Raw genomic sequence first — 19,323 nt, 5'->3', positions numbered from 1 at the left:
TGAAACTCGCAAAAGCTCATCAAAGAATTGTCAACATTCGCAAAGATACAATTCAAAAATTAACCTCATGGCTATGCAAAAACCACGCAGTCATCGGGTTAGAAGACTTGAATGTTTCTGGGATGTTAAAAAATCATAAGTTAGCGGGTGCTATTGCTGATTCTGCTTTTTATGAAATTCGTCGCCAAGTTGAGTATAAGTCTGAGTGGTATGGTTCAAGCGTAGTTTTTGCTGACAGATTTTATCCGTCAACTAAGACTTGTTCAAGTTGCGGTCACGTTCAAGAAATGCCACTGAAAGAACGAGTTTTTAACTGTTTAAATTGCGGTGTAAGCATTGACCGTGATTTGAATGCCAGCCTAAATTTAGAAGGTTATGCCGAGGGCTTCTTGGTTAAAAGCCTGTCTGACCGGGTGCTGCTGACAGTCCGGGGTGATGCAGGAAATAAACATTAACACGGTTTATACCGCGTTATATCAGTTTTATAAAGCAGTACAGCCTATAATTAAAAAGCAAACCGAATCACCGCTCAAGCTTGAGCTTTCAGGATCTAAAGACATTTTCAGAACTTCGCATTGATCTGTGAGTCACAGACTGCTGACAACCATCAGAGGGAGGATAATCGGTCTAAGTGAGAATTCTGCTGGTAGAAGATGACAGAGGGCTAGCACAAGGACTCGAAGACGCACTCACCCGTCAACGTTACGTCGTTGATCTCGCCAGTGATGGTTTAATGGGTTGGGAATTGGCAGAAGCATTAACCTATGATTTAATTTTGCTGGATTTACTGCTTCCCAAACTCAATGGCATTAACTTCTGTAAACGCCTACGCAGTCAAGGCGATCGCACTCCTATTTTATTAATGACGGCAGAAAATAGCAGTTCTCAAAAAGTCGAAGGACTCGACGCAGGCGCTGACGACTACCTGATCAAACCGTTTGAAATGTCCGAACTATTAGCAAGAATTCGGGCTTTATTGCGTCGGGGGAACAACACGTTACCTCCGATTTTAGAATGGGGCGGAATTCAACTCGATCCCGGAAACTGTCAAGTCACCTACTGCGACGCCCCCCTCAAACTTACCGCCAAAGAATACGAACTGTTAGAATTATTTCTGCGTCATCCCGAGCGTATTTTCAGTCAAAGTGCCTTACTCGATCATCTTTGGTCTTTTGATGATCCGCCTTCAGAATCGGCTGTGCGAACCCAAATCAAAGGCTTACGACAAAAACTCAAACAAGCAGGCGCCGGAAGTGATTGGATTGAAACCGTTTATGGGTTAGGATATCGACTCAAATCCGCCTCAACCCCGAACGATGCACTGGCTTTACCTGAACCCACTTCCGTTGTCAGCAGTTCTCCTACTGTTAATTTAAGCGCCATCTGGAAAAAACACCGAGAAAGCTATCTCACCCGAATTTCCGTTCTCGAACAAGCCACCAAAGCCTTACAAGCAGGTGATCTCGATAATAGCTTACTCCAACAAGCGCTCTCACAGGCTCACACCCTCGCAGGTTCTCTCGGAAGCTTTGGGTTTAATCAAGCTTCTCAACACTGTCGTGAAATCGAACAAATGTTGAATGCTGAAACTCAACTGTCTTCTGAAGCGATCGCACAACTGTCAACCTTGCTTGTCGATCTCAACAGTCAACTGAGTCTGACTCCTGCAACGCCCGTTCCTCCTGCATTACCCTTGCCAACTGCTGATTATGAGGAACTTTCGGGTTGTTCCACGCCTCGATTATTAATCGTTGATGATGATCTCGCCCTCGCCGAAGGAATTGCGACTGTTGCGATCGCCCGTCAAATTCAGACTGAAATTGCTATTTCTCCCCAACAGGCGCGAAAATTGATTCAAGATAATCCGCCCGATATTGTCTTATTGGATTTGAGTTTTCCCGACTCCACAGAAGCGGGGTTTGAACTCCTGCGAGAACTCAACTCTAATACTAAGCCTTTACCTGTTGTGGTGTTTACCGCTAAAGAAAGCTTTGCCGATCGCGTCAAAGTCGCCCGTTTAGGGGGACGGGGATTTCTGCAAAAACCGATCTCACCTTCACAAGTGATTGATGCGATGACGCGGGTATTGTATCCGGCTTCTCCACTCCAAGGCAAAATTCTGATTATTGATGACGAACCGGAGATTTTAGATCGGATCAGAATGGTGTTAGAACCTTGGGGATTTCACCTGATTCTGCTTGATGACCCCCAACAATTTTGGCAAACTTTAGAAAAATCCACCCCCGATCTGCTAATTTTAGATCTGACAATGCCTCATTTAAGCGGTGTTGAACTCTGTCAAGTGGTTCGTAATGAGCCGCACTGGCAAGATTTATCGATTATTATTCTCTGTGATGATCGCAATCGTCAAATCGTAGAGCAAGTCTGGAATGCGGGGGCTGATGACTATATTCAAAAACCCCTCGTTGAACCGGAACTGATTGCACGGGTTCTCAATTGTCTCGAACGAAGTCAACTGCGGCAAATGTCTTCCAATTGAACACGGAAAGTACAACTGATCACCAGTTGCCTGCGCGATTACTTTCTTGACATACTCCCCATTTCTAAAGAAAGGGGATTCTCCAAGCCTCACGGCTTTGGATTACTGATTCATTGACAACCCTTACAGCAAGCTAGTTTCCTAACTTACTCCAGAGGGGTTCGTCTCCCCAGTCGTTCATCCCATTTCAGAGATAGTTTCGGTATGCCCTACCGTACTTGAGAAAAAAATGTTTGATTCTCTGTACTTGGTGCTTTAAGATTTTATCTTGCCAAAGCATTCCTGGCAAGAACCCCATACCTTAAGTTTTCAAGGTTCATTGCATCGATTAGATGCAGGGTTTTTCAACTGGTTGAATACCCTGCCAGTAGAGTTATTATAGCATTAGAAAGAGCCTTATATCCCCATACCTGAAGGTAGGGGCGTGTGCGGCAATTTTGGTAAAAAATTACGTTAGAATCAAGATCTGTAGCACCAGTATTATTGATTTGTCTATAGGATAAAGTGCCTATCCTAACTTGAGCGTAAACATAGCGATGTTTTCTTCCCCGTCACTTTGGTCTCCTGTATTAAACTTCAAACCTCCTGTATGGATTGGAGGAATCCTCTCGCTGGTCTTCATCATTTTTCTAGAAGTTTTTGAGTTGACGGGAGAACCTTATAGCGAAAAATTTTTAGGGCTAATGGCTGCAATTGCTCTAATCGCCAGTTGGGGAGGACTGAAAACTGCTCTACTTAGTATAACATTTCTTTTCGCCTACATTGCCTATCTGACTTTTATTTGTGCAACTTCAATTAGTTTAATTCAAGCTGGTTCTAGTCTGGTCATCATTGGGGGAATGGCAATTTTACTCGGTGGTCAAACCGATCAATTTCTCATCCAAATTGAGCAATTACAAACCATTCAAACCGAACTTGAACAACAACTCGCCCTCTACGTTCAAGCGCTGCAAAATGCTAATCAAAGGGTACTACAAGACCTCAACGAACGTCAACTGACTCAAGAGCAGTTACAAATGGCTCAAGCCCGACTGCAACACCTGATTATCTCCAGTCCAATTGTTATTTATTCGAGTCCGGCTTCGGGACATGAGGGGGCGACTTTTATCAGCGATAATGTGCAGTCGGTTTTAGGTTACAAAAGTCAAGAATTTGCAGATACAGGCTTTTGGGCGCAACACATTCACCCCGAAGATGCACCCCGCATTTTTGCGGAATTACCTCGCGTTTTTGAACAGGGACAACATCGTTATGAATACCGCTTTTTACATGGGGATGGAACTTATCACTGGATACAAGATGAACTACGGTTAGTCACAGACCAACGCGGTAAACTCCTAGAAATTGTTGGCTACTGGATCGATATTAACGACCGTAAACAAGTTGAAGCGGCTCTACGAGACAGTGAATTTCGTTATCGAACTCTCGCTCAACGTTTACATTCAATCACTTCTAATGCACCGATTTATATCTATGAGTTAGACAGCAAGGGTCGTATTTTATTCGCCAATCGCACGGCTCAAGGGATGACTCAAGAACAGGTTTTAGGGGAGCTTTTTATTGATTTATTTCCCTGTAAAAACCAGTTAACTATTAGCGCGATTATTGAGCAAGTCTTCACTAAACAACAGGTTCAAAGTCTTGAATATGTGATGACGAATCCCAATGGAGAAATTCGCGTCTATACCGCTCAAATTGCTCCGATTTGGGTGAATAATATCTTCACCACTGTCGTCTTGATCGCGACTGATATTACTGAACGGAAACAAGCCGAACAAACCCTACAACGACACGCTCTGATTTTTGAGCAGATTTATGATGGGGTGATTATGACAGATTTAACAGGTCGAATTATTGATTGGAACCCAGGCGCAGAAAGAATGTTTGGCTACTGTAAAACAGAAGTCATCGGACAAACTTCGGCTTTAGTTCATTATCCCGAAGGAACTCCTATTCCTACTCAATCGATGCTCAAACAAATCGAACAGCAGGGGTATTGGTTGAGTGAGATGACCTTCATTCGCCAAGACAAAACTCAGGGAATTTGTGATACAATTGTTGTCCCAATCTTTGATCATCAGGGTCAAATGGTTGCTGTAATTGGTGTGTATCACGATATTAGCGATCGCAAACAAGCCGAAGTAGAATTGCAACAATATCGCGATCATTTAGAACAGTTAGTCGAACAACGCACCAGTCAATTGGAAAAAACCAATGCAAAACTTCAGCGCGAAATTGAAGCTAGAGCGATTTTAGCCGAAGAATTGTTAGCTTCTGAAGCTCGTTTAGCTGGAATTTTAGATAATGCTAATGATGCGATTATTTCGGTCAATGAAGATCAACAAGTTATCCTCTTTAATAAAGGGGCTGAAAAAATATTTGGCTATCAAGCAGAAGAAGTCTTAGATAAACCCTTAGACATTTTACTTCCGCAACGCTTTCTTTCCGTTTACCGTCAACATATTCAAGAATTTGATTGGAAATATCAAACCACCCATAATAGTGGAGAACGTTTAGAGGTTTATGGGCGTCGCCAAGATGGTTCCGAATTTCCAACAGAAGCTTCTATCTCCCAATTGCTACTCGGAAATACCAAAACTTACACCGCTATTTTACGTGATATTAGTGAACGGGTTGCTGCGATGAAAGAACGTCAACAGGCTGAAACCGCCCTGCGAGAAAGTGAACGACGTTATGCTACTCTAACAGAAGTTTCACCTGTAGGAATTTTTCGCCGGGATGCTGCGGGAAACTGTTTATATGTCAATGAAAGATGGTGTCAAATTGCCGGACTTTCACCCGAAGAAGCATTAGGTCAAGGTTGGATCAAAGCCTTACATCCTGATGATCGAGATGGCGTATTTCAAGCTTGGGAACAAGCCGTGCGCGATCACTGTTCCTTTCAGTTAGAATATCGCTTTCAACGAGCAGATGGAAGCATCACTTGGGTCTTTGGTCAAGCTGTCGCCGAAACGGATATTCATAGTAATATTAAAGGGTTTGTGGGGTCAATTACAGATATTAACGATCGCAAACAAGCTGAAGCTACCTTACAAGAATCTGAACGACGTTGGCGTTCTTTATTAGAAAATGTCCGTTTAGCAGTTGTGGGTTTAAATGAACAAGGAACCATTGACTATGTTAATCCTTTTTTCTTAGAGTTGACAGGATATACTCAAGGGGAAATTTTAGGACAAGATTGGTTTATCACGTTTTTACCCGCGTCTCAAAGATCTCAAGTTCGTGAATTTTTTAACGAAATCCTTGATCATCAACTCCATACCTATTATCAGAATACTATTATTACGAAATCGGGAGAAGAAAAAATTATTGCTTGGAATAACACCCGCTTACAAAGTTTACAAGGAGAAGCCCTTGGTACGATGAGCATCGGCGAAGATATTACCGAACGCTATGCGATAGAACGCATGAAAAATGAGTTTATCTCTGTTGTCAGTCACGAATTACGAACCCCTCTCACGGCAATTCATGGCGCTCTGAATCTATTATCAACAGGTTTAGTTGCACCTGAGTCTCCAAGAGGACAACAGGTGATTAAAATTGCGGCTGAAAGTACCGAACGCTTAGTCAGACTGGTTAATGATATTCTAGAGTTGGAACGCTTAGAATGTGGCAAAATTAGACTGGTTAAACATCGAGTCAATGCGGCGGATTTATTGCGGGTTGCTCAAGATCAAATGCAGGTGATGGCAAATCGAGTCGGGATTATTTTGGAGATTTTCCCCCAAGATATTGAGTTTGAAGCGGATGGCGATCGGATGATTCAAGTGTTGACGAATTTAATTAGTAATGCGATAAAATTCTCGATGAGTGAAGCGACGATTCAGTTGAGTGTAGAAGCGGAATTTAGAGAATTTGTCAGTAATATTCCGACTGCAAGTGTTTTATTTTCTGTTCGCGATCAAGGTCGAGGAATTCCGCTCGATCAAATGGAAAGTATTTTTGAGCGGTTTCACCAAATTGATGCGTCCGACTCTCGTCAAAAAGGAGGAACGGGTTTAGGACTAGCAATTTGTCGCAGCATCGTTGAACAACATGGCGGTAAAATTTGGGTAGAAAGCATTCTCGATCAAGGAAGTTGCTTTTATTTTAGTATTCCGGTAAAGATAGAGGAAAAAAGTGATGAATAATAAACGTGTTTTGGTGATTGATGATGAAGATGGCGTGCGTGATATTATCCAAATTACTCTAGAAGCGATCACCGGATGGGATGTGATTACTGCTTCTTCTGGACAAGAAGGCTTAGAAAAGGCGATCGCTCAACAACCCGATGTGATTTTATTGGATGTAATGATGCCCAATTTAGATGGGCCGGCCACCTTTAAAAAGTTACAGGCTGAGACTCAAACTCAGCACATCCCGACTATTTTATTAACCGCAAAAGCCAAAAGTAGTGAACAGCAGGAATATCTCAATTTAGGAGTGAGTGGCGTGATTATTAAACCCTTCCAGGCGCAAAACTTAGTCAATCAAATTCGAGTTTTCTTGGGGTGGACGGATTAACCTCACCTGATATTGTTAAGAAAAACTTAAATTTTTTGGGCTTTTGATCTCACAAAATCCTCACATTGATTCGCTAGGCTTGAAAAGTACCTTAAGAATGCAAGGGTTGAGGCGATTTTTATGACTATGGGTTTAAGGATTGAGAAACCTGATTACTCTGGGAATCGTCCACTCGATCCGAGCAATATTGAGCCATCTAAAACGACATTGAATCCCTTCTCTCTATTAACGAATTATCGACCTGTTTTGTTCCAGTCTCAGCCTCAAGAGGATCAGTCCTATATTGATATTGCGGTTGATGTCCTCCAGGTTCAAAGCCAAGCCAAGCTTAACATTTTGAAAAACTTTTTGCTCAGTTTGCCGAGTCCAACTGATATTGAGAGAGTTTTAGCGAAAGCGGTTGATCACCTAGCCCAGACTGACCCTCGAACTTATCAGTGGATTTTGCAGCATCCTGATTATCTCATGCCCGAACTCGATTTAAAAATGTTAGCGCCACAATTGGCTTTCTCCAAACTGAAAAATAGTCAATTGATTCTCGAACAAGATTTTCAGCTTACATCTCAAGATCAATTGAGGCTGAGTCCGGCCGCTAAAACCTTATTATTAGCGGAAAGTTCGGTTGAAGAATACCTTCTGTTTAAGGAGATTTTAAAGACTGATTTTTCTCAGGAAAGTGAGTAATCATCAAAGTCTTTAATTGTTCAATTTACGATCTCATAAAATCAGAAGTTTAATTAAGCACCAATCATGAATAACTGTCCTTGCTGCTCATCTACCTTACTCCGTCACGTCCGTCATTCCCAAATTTATTGGTATTGCCCTCATTGTAAGCAAGAAATGCCTAATTTGGGAGATTGGATGAACAATCAGGCTTTTTCACATCGAATCAAAAATTCTTCTGATCATGCCTCAAAGCCCGTTTTTTCGACTTCAATCAAAAGCTATTTGAGTGAGTTTGAGTCCGTGCCAAGTTTGCGAGTTTAGCAATCAGTCGTGATCTTCGGATGCTCGGCGTTAAAAAGATCTTTATTCCTTCGGAAAGCCGGATCAAAAAACACAAAGACACAAAGACACGAAGAGAAAATATTCCGGTCTTGATTTGACGGAATAAAACCCGGTTTCTCAATGGAAAAAGCCACCAGAAACCGAGTTGATAACTGAACAAGTTTGTCAGTCTTGTACAATGCCTTAAAAGCGGAATTGAGTTCTCAATGTTCCGACCCAAGTGGTATCATTGTTACTGTTGTGATCGGGATCTGTAACCATATAAAATCCCGGAATAATCCCCACATTATCATTGAGTTGAAAGCGGTAAAACGCCTCAAGATGAATAGAAGTATCCCGATCTTCTAAATTGTTAATATCGTGATCAACAACTTTCGGCGGCATTCCGACAACAATTCCCCCTAAATCTCCCTCACGAATCGCATCTGGAAATGCAAGTGTAACCGCCCAGTTGAGAATCGTTGCTTCATCTTCGCCATTGGTTTTTTGCTGCGCCCAACTCGAACCAAACCAACCGCCCAGTTCAAAGTTTTTTAACAGTTTCCAGTTGACTTGTACGCCTAAATTATCACTGCTGGTTGCACTATCTCCAAACGGACGGTTCGCAATAAAACTTCCGGTTCCGCCGCTAACATTTACATCCCCCTCACGGAAATAACGGCGGTTATATTCTACAGCAATACCGACTCGATCACTGGGTTCAAATAACACCTGGGCTGAAGCCGTCTGACTGCCATTAAACAAGCCTCGACCTTCACTGGCATTCGGTGCATCTTCATCACTCGCCAGATAGCCGACATTCACCTGTACCTTATCATTAAAGGCATATTTTACCGCAGCACCCGTTCCTTCAGGTCCTCGGAAGGTTGTGGGGTTATAACGTCCAAACCGAGATACCGCCCCCGCCCCGGTACTTTGAAAAGGCGTAACGGGATCTTGAATATCGTCTAAGTCTAGGCTTTTCACCCCGACATAGACTTGGGCGCGACCATTGGCCAGAGGAAAGCGATAATACAAATCATCCAATTCAAAGCCGTCTGTGGTGCCATCGGTACCCGTGCGCGTCATCAGGCTATTATTCAAACCCACATCGCTTAAATTGGGGATATCCTTGGCTTCTAGACGGGTTCTCAGTAGGTCTTCCCCAGTAAAACTGGTGTCGAAGTTCAAACGCGCCCGATAGCCGAAATAAGTCTGCGTCGGGTCATCGCTATCATCCGTGTTAGGGCCACCTGCCACATTATATAATGAGCGATCGCCAAAGGTATCCCCCACCTGAAAGATCACCTCTCCCGTGAGTTTAGTTGTCGTGGAAAATTGGTTCGCTTCTAATTCAGCCGTGCGGCTTTCTAAAGCCAAAACTCGTCCGCGAATACTCGCTAATTCCGCAGCAAATTCTTCTTGTAAACGCTGCAATAAAGCGAGATCTTCACGAGTCACTAAATTAGCCGTTGCACTACTTAAAAGGTTGGTCACTTGATCTAAACAAGCGTTCAGTCCGGCGGCAAATTCAAAGCGAGTTAAGGCGCGATTTCCTTTGAATGTACCATCTGGATAACCCGCAATACAACCATAACGTTCTACAAGAGATTGTAAGGCTTGAAACGCCCAGTCCGTCGGTTGAACGTCTGAGAGTTGATTAACAGAAGTAACTTGGGCTTGTGTTTGACTTTCAGAAGTGTATTGATCGAAGGTATTGGAGTTTTGAACTTGAGCCAATTGTTCAGGAGATGAAACCGAATTAGCATCGGCAATATCGGGATTTTCAGAAGCGCTTGGAGATTCTTCTGCGATCGCTCCCGATGCGATCATTGCAGTGATACCCAAAAGAATTGGGCTGAGTAACCAGGAAGACAAAAATTTTCTAGACACGTCGAATTTCCTCACACGAAAAAACTGAGTTTGATGACCTTTTTGCAGTGAGGAGAAGGGACAATAGAGCGGGAGTTAAAAACCAATTCAGTTCAGGTTTAATAGGCGTTTAATCACGCTTACATCCCTGTAAATTCCTCGGATTCACTCTGGTTCTATTGAGCGGTTAGATCTTCTCTAGCTATTCTTCAATTTTTTGGGAATAAAACAGGATCTTTTTCCGGGAACTTTTAATATTTTTAATCGTCTTTAATCAATATAAATAGACCCTTTTTTATCAATAAAAACCAAAAAGACACAGAGAACACCAAGAGAGAATCTTTGTGTCTTTGTGTCTTAGTGGTGAGTAACGTGTTTTAGAAACGGAATTGAGTTCTAAACGTCGTCACGACAATCGTATCGTTTTCATCCGTATGTTCAGGGTCAGTCACGATGAAAACCGACGGAATTAAAGCAATGTATTCGCTCAGTTGGAAACGATATAACGCTTCAATGTGAATTCCGGTTTTTTCTTCTTCTAAACGCTCAAGGGTGTGATAAACCACTTTCGGCTGCATCCCCACGATAATACCGCCTAAATCGCCTTCTTTCAGCAGATCAGGAAATGCTAACGTCACCGCAAAGTTGATGATGGTTGCATCAAGGTCATCACCCCCACCACCGCCTTTATCATCAGCCCAAGTTGCACCAAACCAACCGCCAACTTCAAAGATCGGAGCGACTCGCCAGTTAACTTGAACACCCAGGTTGTCGGTTGTGGTGGCGGTATCTCCAAAGGGTCGGTTAGCGAGGAAACTTCCGGTTCCGCCACTAACGCTGACATCATCTTCTCGGAAGTAACGACGGTTGTACTCCAAACTAAACGCCAGGGCGTCTGAAGGTTCGTAGAGGAGTTGAAGAGAAGCGGAGTGACTTCCATTGAACAAACCTCGACCTTCTTCTGGGTTGGGAGCATCATCCTGGCTGGCTAAATAACCCAAGTTAATTCGCAGTTTATCGTTAAATTGATACTTCAACGCTAAACCTGTTCCTTCAGGGCCACGGAAGGTTGTGGGGTTATACCGTCCAAAACGAGAGGACGCACCGCCACCTGTACTCTGGAAGGGGCTGAGAGGATCTTGAATATCATCCAAGTCTAAACTCTTCGCACCGAAATAGACCTGACCTTTACCGTTCATAATCGGGAAACGATAATAAAGGTCATCGAGGGTAAAATCTTCGCTACCGCCATCGGTACCGAGACGACTCATTAAAGTATTCGTCAGGTTTTCGCGACTCAAGTTGGGAACATCTCGTGCTTGCAAACGAGTTCGCAGTAAATCTTCCCCGGTGAAGCTTGTATCGAAGTTTAAACGCGCCCGATAGCCGAAATAGGCTTGAGTCGGGTCTTCTTCATCATCAACGTTCGGGCCACTTACTGTGGTGTATTCTGCGCGATCGCCAAAAGTATCTCCGATAAAGAAGATGACTTCCCCTCTTAATTTAGTGGTTGTGGAGAATTGGTTGGCTTCAAGTTCAGCAGCCCTGGCTTCGAGAACTGTGACTCGTCCGCGCAACGCCGCCAGTTCCGCCGCGAATTCTTCCATCAACCGTTGCAGTTTAGCCAGATCTTCGCGTGTTACCAAGTCGGCGGTAGACGCACCAATTAGTTCGTTAATGCGTTCTAAACAAGCGTTAACCCCTGCGGCGAATTCATAACGGGTTAAAGCCCGATTTCCTTTATAAGTTCCATCTGGATATCCTGCAATACAGCCATAGCGTTCAACGAGAGACTGTAACGCCTGAAACGCCCAGTCTGTTGGTTGGACGTCTGACAACTGAGAAACAGAGGTGACTTGCTGTTTTTTCTGAGAATTTCGACCTTCTCGAAAATATTCATTAAGCTGTTGAGAAGAGTTGACATTCACCGGATCAGCCCCATTCATCCCAGAGTCTAAGTCAGAAACCTGTACTTGACTGAGGTTTTGCTGTCCGCCTACACTACCGCTATGAGGATTAACAGGAACTTGAGCTAACTGTTCCAACGGCTCTGATACGGTGAGTTCAGGATACGTTGTTGTCAATGGGGTAGCTTCTGTAGCGATTTCCCAGATTTTTGATTCTGTCTCTGAGGTAACAGAGACTTCTGCGATCGCCGCCGATGAGGCGATCAAACTTGCGCTTAAAATAGCCGGACTTAGCAGCCAAGCTTTGATTGAACGGTCTGACATTACTCTCTCTCCTCACACGAATCAGAGGTTGGGTGGATAGATTTTACTATGATATCCAATTCCTCTTTGTCCTATTATGGGTCATTCTACAGCAAATTTTGAGAACTGGTCACTGTTGAGAGTCTCCTGACACCTAACCCCCCCGACATTCTGAAAATGCTATTATCTTTGAGTCGTTATTAACCTGAGATTTCCTGCCCTATGGAGATTGCGAGCTTTTTAACCTGGTTTATATTGGTTGCTGTTGTTGCGGGTGTTGGAATCACTGTGATGACTTATGCTTACTGGGGTGCGGGTAGTGTTTCTATCTTGTTTGAACAAGCCATTCCTTTACCTCTGAGCGTCCCCGACTCAGAAGCCGGAACAGAAGCGTCGGTTCAGTTTCAACAGGGCTATAATGCCTATCAACAAAAAAATTATCGTCAAGCGATTGATTACTTCACTCGAGCCATTCAACAGGTTTCGACGCTTGCTGAAGCTTACCACAATCGCGGTTTAGCCTATGCAAATCTGCGTCAAGATGATAATAGTGTTGTCAATTTACTCAGTGCAAGTGAGTTGTATGGACAACAAGAAAAGGCTGAACAAATTACTTTACTCAAACAACATTTAGAAGCCCTTCGCGCTCGCAAGTTAGCTCAATCGTCAAAATCCTAGATTCCGGTTACAATTTTTAGGGTTTTTTACAGGATTCTATTTAAACTGAGAAGATATTTTGGTCAAGTTTAAAATCTATCTAGATTAACTAGAGCTGTCCCTGTAGGATTGCTCAAGAATTCCCCAATTGATTGAAAGTTCGCCCCTCTTTACACCCCACATCCCATCATCAAGCGAAACAGTATGGTATTATCTGACATCTGATTCCTAGCAGGTTTGGGGTAAGTCATCTGTAACTTGCTTTCAGATTCCTGTTGAGTGAAAATTTTGATTTCCTCTGTCAATTTCAAGATTTTCCTTGAAAAGCGATTCTAGATTGATCTTCATTTTTCTGAAATTATGAGCATTTTAGCCAAAGTAGAAGCCATTTTGTATCTCAAAGGTGAACCGGTTTCCTTAACCGATATGGCGGAATTAATCAAATGCGATCGCGGGGAAGTCGAAGATGCTTTAATTCAACTCATGTCAGACTATGCTCATCGAGAAAGTGCGTTAGAAGTGGTAGAAACACAGAAGGGATATTACGCGCTACAATTACGCCAAACCTACGGGGAGCTGATGGATACTTTGATACAGCCCGAGTTAGGTGTAGGAGCGTTAAGAACTTTGGCTGCGATCGCATTGAATGAAGGAATTACTCAAACCGATCTGATTGATCTCAGAGGTTCAGGGGCTTATCAACAGGTTCAAGAATTAGTTGAATTAGGATTTGTTCAGAAGCGAAAACAGAAAGAAACTCGCTCCTATTGGTTACAAGTCACGAAAAAGTTTCATCAATATTTTCAGGTGGATCAACTTCCCCAACAACTCTCTCTGAGTTTTCCGATCAAGGGGGAGGATGAACCGGATAAAAAATTGAACGGAAAATAGGTATACTTAAAAGTAAGATCGTTCTATTTTTTTCAAAAAAGTAGAATTGTTCAGGGTGATTTAACAAGCTTCATATAAAACGTTAGGAGTTAACAAAAGCTAGCCATTTCGCTTAGATAAATTGGCAGATATGCTGATGTCTTTAGGCTTTTGTTCTAACTATGATGTGATTATCAGTCAAAAAGTTTTTAGAAGTTCAGACTTTGAAATAAAAGTCTAAAAAGACCTACAAAACAATTACATTCACAAAAGATTGGAGATATCGCTATGGAAACTTCATTTTTGACGGCTGTATTACCGAATGATTTACAGACTGCTGAACCTGTTGACGTCTTGACTCCTAATAGTCTGATTGAAAATCTTCGGGGAACGATGAATCTAATCATGGATAGTCTTCATCAGAGTATCGGTAATATGATGGAGGAAGTCAGTCATATTCTTGATGAAGGCTTAAATGAAAACACAGACTCAATAATTGATCAACTGATTGGTGAAATTGATCCGATTATCAATCAAACTGTTGATCAAGTTAATCATCTGATCAATAGTCAATTTCAAATGAACCCGGAAGGAGTTTTTGATCCCGTAACAGGTGAGAGGATTATCCCTCCTAATCTTGTCGGTGATGCGACTGTTATCACTCCGATTAATCAACCTGCGTTAGAGATGATAGTGAGTGATCCGATGGCGATTGATACGAGTCTAATTTTTACTGATCCAATGATGGCGATGAGTAATCTAGTTTTAGAGGGAACTGTCAGTATTCCAACTGTAATGGGTACAAGCAATCGGCTATTGGAAGGAACAGTAAATAATCCCATGATAGCTACAAGTGATCCGCTCGTCAATGGAATTGTCAGTGATTCTAGCTTCTCCTTATTTTAGCTGAAATAATCCACTGTTATTAAACTGAAGTCTCCCCAAAAACCCGGTAACTTTAGCGCGCATCGGGTTTTTATGTTTGATCAGCTAAATCGCTTATATATATCCGTCATTTAGCGTAGATTAATAGCTGGCTTTTTAGCTTATAAAAATATTAGCGGTTTAGCGGATGTCTCTAACCTTCTCTTCTAATGATCCTCTGACGGGTGAAACGATGACCTCGGGTGATTCCTTACTAGATACAACAGTTAGTGATCCAACTTCGGGTGATTCCTTATTAGATGCGACGGTTGGTGATTCAACCTCGGGTGATTCCTTATTAGATGCGACGGTTAGTGATCCGACCACTGATGATACCAGTTTGATTACTGCTGATTCATCGATTACTAGCAGCGATCCGCTATTAGATGCAACGGTTAGCGACTCCACTTCTAGCGATCCGCTCATCAGTGGAACCGTAGATGATTCTAGCACTGGTACGAGCGATCCGCTATTAGATGCAACGGTTAGCGATCCAACTTCTAGCGATCCGCTCATCAGTGGAACCGTAGATGATTCTAGCTTCTCTGTACTATAACTGAAGTCATCTAAAGTTACGAAGCTGAATAAAATTTTTCAATACAAACACTTGGGGATGAAAAAAACTTCATCTCCTTTTTTGGCTTGGAAATCATTTTAAGTTTTTATTAATGTTTAAAAAATTTTGAAAAGTTCAGTAATTACACGGTGGCTAAATAAAGTTAAACAGTTTATTCTAAAAATAGAAGACTCAGCACCCCTATAATTGGGGTCGAGCAACTTCTCGACAGCGATAGGACTTTATTTTATTTTTTTTTACAGGAACTGGCTATGTTATCTAACTCAGTTTTGGAAGATGGACTCTGGGAACAAGCACTGATTCGCAATCCTTTAATTGTCACACCAAAAACAACCATCAGTGATGCTCTGACTTTAATGAGTAGCCATGTATCTACTTGTTCTTTGGATGAAATAGAACGAGATTCTAACCTACTCTTTACAAAAGCTAAAGCCAGTTGTCTTCTCGTTGTGGAGGGGAAAGAATTAGTCGGTATTTTAACAGAACGGGATATTGTACGTTTGAGTGCGAAAGGGGTTCAATTTCACCGTCAAACTGTTGGGGATGTAATGACCAAAAATATTATCACATTGCGACAGTCTGATGCTACAGATTTGTTTCAAATTTTAAACTTATTTCAGCGTCATCGCATTCGCCATCTACCCGTTTTGGACGATCATCAAGAAATTATTGGTTTACTCAGTCACGCTACCCTACACCAAATTTTGCGTCCCGCTCATTTACTCCGACTGCGACGGGTTGCAGAAGTAATGATGACTCAAACTATCCAAGCTTCACCCACTTGTTCCGTGCGAGATGTGGCTAAACTTATGGCGACTCATCGGGTTAGTTCGGTGATTCTTGTAGAAGAAAAAACGAGAGAAGATACTCAAACAAAAGGTCTAGTTCCGGTTGGTTTAGTGACCGAAGGAGATATCGTACAGTTTCAAGCCTTAGGTTTAAATTTGGATAAAATCCAAGCCAAAACCGTGATGAGTTTTCCGGTTTTTTCTGTGGGTGTCAATGATTCTCTCTGGGATGTCCGAATGTTGATGTACGGAAAAGGGGTGAGTCGTGTTGTTGTCACTTCTGAGGAGGGATTTTTACTTGGAATTGTGACTCAAACCACGTTATTACAAGCCATTAATCCTTTAGAAGTTTATCAGTTAGTTGAAGTTTTAGAGAAAAAATTATCTTATCTAGAAGCCGAGAAATTAGAATTGATTGTCACTCGCAATCAGGAACTTGAACACCAAGTTAAAGAGCGCACCCAAGACTTGACCAATTCCGTGAAACGAGAACAACTGCTGACTCAGATTACCAGTCGTATTCGAGCCACTTTGGATTTAGAAAATATCCTGCAAATAACGGTAACAAAAATTAGGGAGTTTCTTGATTGCGATCGCATGGTGGTCTGTCAGCTTTATTCGGGTTCTCGGGGTAAAATTGTTGCCGAATCTATTTCAAATTGGAATAATATTCTGGGGATTGTGATTCAAGATGATTGTTTTCAAGAAGATTTGATATCCTATTACTCCGATGGGAAAATACATTATATTTCTAATATTTATCAGGTTGGATATCCCGATTGTTATGTAAACTTTTTAGAAGATAATCAAGTAAGAGCTTGTGTAATTGTTCCGCTTTTTATTAACGATAAATTGTGGGGATTATTAATCGGACATCAATGCGATAATTTTCGTGAATGGCAAAATACAGAGATTGATTTCTTAGATAATGTGGCGCAACAACTGGTGATCGCCATCCATCAAGCTCAACTTTTTCAAGAAAAACAACAAGCAGAAGCAAACCTTCGTCAACTCAACCAACAACTAGAAGAAAAAATCCAACAGCGAACCGAAGAATTACAAGAAAGAGAAGCCAGACTACAAAATTTCTTTGACAATGCGCCGGACTTAATTCAGAGTGTTGCGCCAGATGGACAAATTTTATTTGTGAACAAAACATGGCGAAATTTTCTCGGATATACTGAAGCAGACCTGGAAAACTTATCTATTTTTGATATTATTCATCCCGATTGTGAATCTTGTCATTCTCAGTGCCAACAGGTTTTAAACTCTATAATTAATGGTATTTCTGCTGTAAAGTTGGAAGTTCAACTGATCGCCAAAAATGGAAATAAAATCTGGGTAGAAGGCAATTTAAACGGAGTTTATAAAAAAGGTAAACTGCTCCAAAGTGATGGAATTTTTAGGGAGATTACCGAGCGCAAAGAAGCGGATAAAAAACTACAGAAAACCCTCAAAGAATTATCAGATTTTAAATCCGCTTTGGATCAATCGGCTATTGTTGCCATTACCGACGAGAAAGGAACGATCAACTATGCTAACGATCGCTTTTGTGAAATCTCCCAATATTCTCAACAGGAATTAATCGGTAAAACCCATAGCCTAATTAATTCTCACTATCATTCAAAAGAATTTTTTACCGATCTTTGGCAAACCATTTCCCGAGGAGAAGTCTGGCGGGGTGAAATCAGAAACAAAGCCAAAGATGGTAGTTATTATTGGGTAGATTCTACCATTGTTCCCTTCCTCAATAGTAGCGGAAAACCAACTCAATATCTAGCCATTCGTAACGATATTACTCAAAAGAAAAAAATAGAAGAAACCCTCAAACAAAAATTAGCAGCGATAGAAGCTGCAATTGATGGTATTGCGATTTTATCGGGAGACACCTATACTTATCTCAATCAAGCTCATCTCAAACTATTTGGCTATCAACACCCGGAAGAAGTAGTCGGTAAAAGTTGGCAACAGTTATATTCAAAAGCCGAACTTCAACGCTTAGAACAAGAAGTATTTCCAATTTTAATGCAGCAGGGTCACTGGCGAGGGGAAGCCACAGCACAGCGCAAAGATGGGAGTACATTTGTTGAAGAATTATCTCTCACTTTCACAGAAGATGGAAACTTAATTTGTGTTTGTCGAGATATTACCGAACGCAAAGAAGCCGAAAAAGAATTGCGCCAAACCAACGAATGTTTAGAATTAACTAATCTCCAATTAGAACGAGCAACCAGAGCTAAAGACGAATTTTTAGCCAATATGAGCCACGAATTACGAACACCTTTAAATGCAGTTATTGGGATGTCAGAAGGCTTACAAGAGGAGGTTTTTGGCTCGATCAATCCCGCTCAACAAAAAGCCATCAGTATTATTGAAGTTAGCGGCCAACATTTGCTCGATTTAATTAACGATATTCTGGATTTATCCAAAATAGAAGCCGGAAAACTCGAACTCGAAATCAGTTCAGTTTCCCTCAAAGAACTGCTCGAACACAGTTTGATTTTTGTGCGTCAACAAGCAATTAAAAAACAGATTAAACTGACAACAGAAATTGCTCCAGAACTCAATCAAAAGATTTCCCTCGATCAACGGCGAATCCGTCAGGTGTTCATTAATCTTCTCAGTAACGCGATGAAATTTACACCGGAAGGAGGCGAAGTTACTTTAATCGCCGAATTGGAAACCGAAAAGACAAATTCCCTAAAAATCTCTGTCAAAGATACGGGGATTGGTATTGCTTCAGAAAATCTTGAGAAACTGTTTAAACCCTTTGTTCAGCTTGATAGTCGCCTCAACCGTCAATATACCGGTACCGGTTTGGGACTGGCTTTGGTGCGACAAATTGTAGAATTACATCAAGGTGAAGTCAGTGTTAGCAGTCAACTCGGTGGGGGGAGTTGTTTCAGCATTTATCTTCCTTATTCCCATCAGAATCAAGTCTCTATCTCCGAGGAAAATACCTCTGTTTCTGCTTCTCAAACCTTGAGTATCGATTTACCAAACCCACCTAAAAAATCCTCTTCATTGATTTTATTAGCAGAGGATAATCAGGCTAATATTGATACGATCTACGATTATTTAACCAGCTATAACTATCAATTAATCATTGCCAAAAACGGTCGAGAAGCCGTTGATATGGCCAAAAAATATCAACCAAACTTGATATTAATGGACATTCAGATGCCGGAAATGGACGGACTAGAAGCTATTCGTCAAATTCGCACTGACCCATCTTTGAGCCAAGTTCCAATTATTGCCGTGACTGCATTGGCGATGACTGAAGATCTAGAAAAATGTCGGGAAGTCGGAGCCAATGAATTGATGACCAAACCGTTAAAATTAAAAAAATTGCTCGGTATGATTCAAAACTTGCTAAACTATAATTAGAATCTAACTTTTCTCAAAAATAGACAA

The 19,323-nt window shown here is 41.7% G+C and carries 12 protein-coding genes; 10 read left to right on the top strand and 2 right to left on the bottom strand.

The window, feature by feature from the left end; genetic code table 11:
* The 5 genes from VB836_RS27865 to VB836_RS27845 all read left to right on the top strand — a co-directional run.
* On the top strand, positions 1-455 hold a 455-nt coding region (locus VB836_RS27865; protein ID WP_323224479.1), incomplete at its 5' end, for an RNA-guided endonuclease InsQ/TnpB family protein.
* A gap of 176 nt (positions 456-631) precedes the next feature.
* Positions 632-2,500: a response regulator gene (locus VB836_RS27860; protein ID WP_323224477.1), complete on the top strand. Its 1,869-nt coding sequence runs from the start codon at positions 632-634 to the stop codon at positions 2,498-2,500.
* A 644-nt stretch (positions 2,501-3,144) separates the two neighbouring features.
* Positions 3,145-6,651 carry a PAS domain S-box protein gene (locus VB836_RS27855; protein ID WP_323224475.1) on the top strand — a complete coding sequence of 1,169 codons (3,507 nt, stop codon included), beginning with the start codon at positions 3,145-3,147 and terminating at the stop codon, positions 6,649-6,651.
* On the top strand, positions 6,644-7,024 hold the full coding sequence (locus VB836_RS27850) for a response regulator (protein WP_323224472.1): 381 nt from the start codon (positions 6,644-6,646) through the stop codon (positions 7,022-7,024). Before VB836_RS27855 ends, VB836_RS27850 begins: the two co-directional genes overlap by 8 nt.
* Positions 7,025-7,144: 120 nt before the next feature.
* On the top strand, positions 7,145-7,708 hold the full coding sequence (locus VB836_RS27845) for a hypothetical protein (protein ID WP_323224470.1): 564 nt from the start codon (positions 7,145-7,147) through the stop codon (positions 7,706-7,708).
* A gap of 507 nt (positions 7,709-8,215) precedes the next feature.
* Here VB836_RS27845 and VB836_RS27840 read toward each other — a convergent pair.
* Both VB836_RS27840 and VB836_RS27835 read right to left on the bottom strand, forming a co-directional pair.
* Positions 8,216-9,904, bottom strand: coding sequence for an iron uptake porin (locus VB836_RS27840; RefSeq protein ID WP_323224467.1), 1,689 nt, complete (start codon positions 9,902-9,904; stop codon positions 8,216-8,218).
* A gap of 356 nt (positions 9,905-10,260) precedes the next feature.
* On the bottom strand, positions 10,261-12,114 hold the full coding sequence (locus tag VB836_RS27835) for an iron uptake porin (RefSeq protein ID WP_323224465.1): 1,854 nt from the start codon (positions 12,112-12,114) through the stop codon (positions 10,261-10,263).
* A gap of 201 nt (positions 12,115-12,315) precedes the next feature.
* Between VB836_RS27835 and VB836_RS27830 the strand changes: the two genes are divergently transcribed.
* The 5 genes from VB836_RS27830 to VB836_RS27810 all read left to right on the top strand — a co-directional run bounded on the left by VB836_RS27830 (position 12,316) and on the right by VB836_RS27810 (position 19,296).
* Positions 12,316-12,771, top strand: coding sequence for a tetratricopeptide repeat protein (locus VB836_RS27830; protein WP_323224463.1), 456 nt, complete (start codon positions 12,316-12,318; stop codon positions 12,769-12,771).
* A gap of 339 nt (positions 12,772-13,110) precedes the next feature.
* Complete coding sequence (gene scpB / locus VB836_RS27825) at positions 13,111-13,641, top strand: SMC-Scp complex subunit ScpB (RefSeq protein WP_323224461.1); 531 nt, start codon at positions 13,111-13,113, stop codon at positions 13,639-13,641.
* Between the two features lie 267 nt (positions 13,642-13,908).
* Positions 13,909-14,526: a hypothetical protein gene (locus VB836_RS27820; protein WP_323224459.1), complete on the top strand. Its 618-nt coding sequence runs from the start codon at positions 13,909-13,911 to the stop codon at positions 14,524-14,526.
* Between the two features lie 166 nt (positions 14,527-14,692).
* The gene (locus tag VB836_RS27815) at positions 14,693-15,100 is read left to right on the top strand and encodes a hypothetical protein (RefSeq protein ID WP_323224458.1); all 408 of its coding nucleotides are present in this window, start codon (positions 14,693-14,695) and stop codon (positions 15,098-15,100) included.
* Positions 15,101-15,372: 272 nt separating this feature from the next.
* The gene (locus tag VB836_RS27810; RefSeq protein ID WP_323224456.1) at positions 15,373-19,296 is read left to right on the top strand and encodes a PAS domain S-box protein; all 3,924 of its coding nucleotides are present in this window, start codon (positions 15,373-15,375) and stop codon (positions 19,294-19,296) included.
* Positions 19,297-19,323: the final 27 nt, after the last annotated feature.

Source organism: Limnoraphis robusta BA-68 BA1 (genome assembly GCF_034932365.1).
In the GTDB taxonomy this organism is placed as follows: Bacteria; Cyanobacteriota; Cyanobacteriia; order Cyanobacteriales; family Microcoleaceae; genus Capilliphycus; species Capilliphycus robustus.
This window is presented reverse-complemented; position numbering and strand designations above follow the sequence as displayed.

What these genes read in the sequence shown, in the direction of transcription:
- VB836_RS27850 (WP_323224472.1), top strand. Translation starts at nt 6,644, where the DNA reads ATGAATAATAAACGTGTTTTGGTGATTGATGATGAAGATGGCGTGCGT.
- VB836_RS27845 (WP_323224470.1), top strand. Translation starts at nt 7,145, where the DNA reads ATGACTATGGGTTTAAGGATTGAGAAACCTGATTACTCTGGGAATCGT.
- VB836_RS27835 (WP_323224465.1), bottom strand. Translation starts at nt 12,114, where the DNA reads ATGTCAGACCGTTCAATCAAAGCTTGGCTGCTAAGTCCGGCTATTTTA.
- VB836_RS27830 (WP_323224463.1), top strand. Translation starts at nt 12,316, where the DNA reads ATGGAGATTGCGAGCTTTTTAACCTGGTTTATATTGGTTGCTGTTGTT.
- scpB (WP_323224461.1), top strand. Translation starts at nt 13,111, where the DNA reads ATGAGCATTTTAGCCAAAGTAGAAGCCATTTTGTATCTCAAAGGTGAA.
- VB836_RS27820 (WP_323224459.1), top strand. Translation starts at nt 13,909, where the DNA reads ATGGAAACTTCATTTTTGACGGCTGTATTACCGAATGATTTACAGACT.
- VB836_RS27815 (WP_323224458.1), top strand. Translation starts at nt 14,693, where the DNA reads ATGTCTCTAACCTTCTCTTCTAATGATCCTCTGACGGGTGAAACGATG.
- VB836_RS27810 (WP_323224456.1), top strand. Translation starts at nt 15,373, where the DNA reads ATGTTATCTAACTCAGTTTTGGAAGATGGACTCTGGGAACAAGCACTG.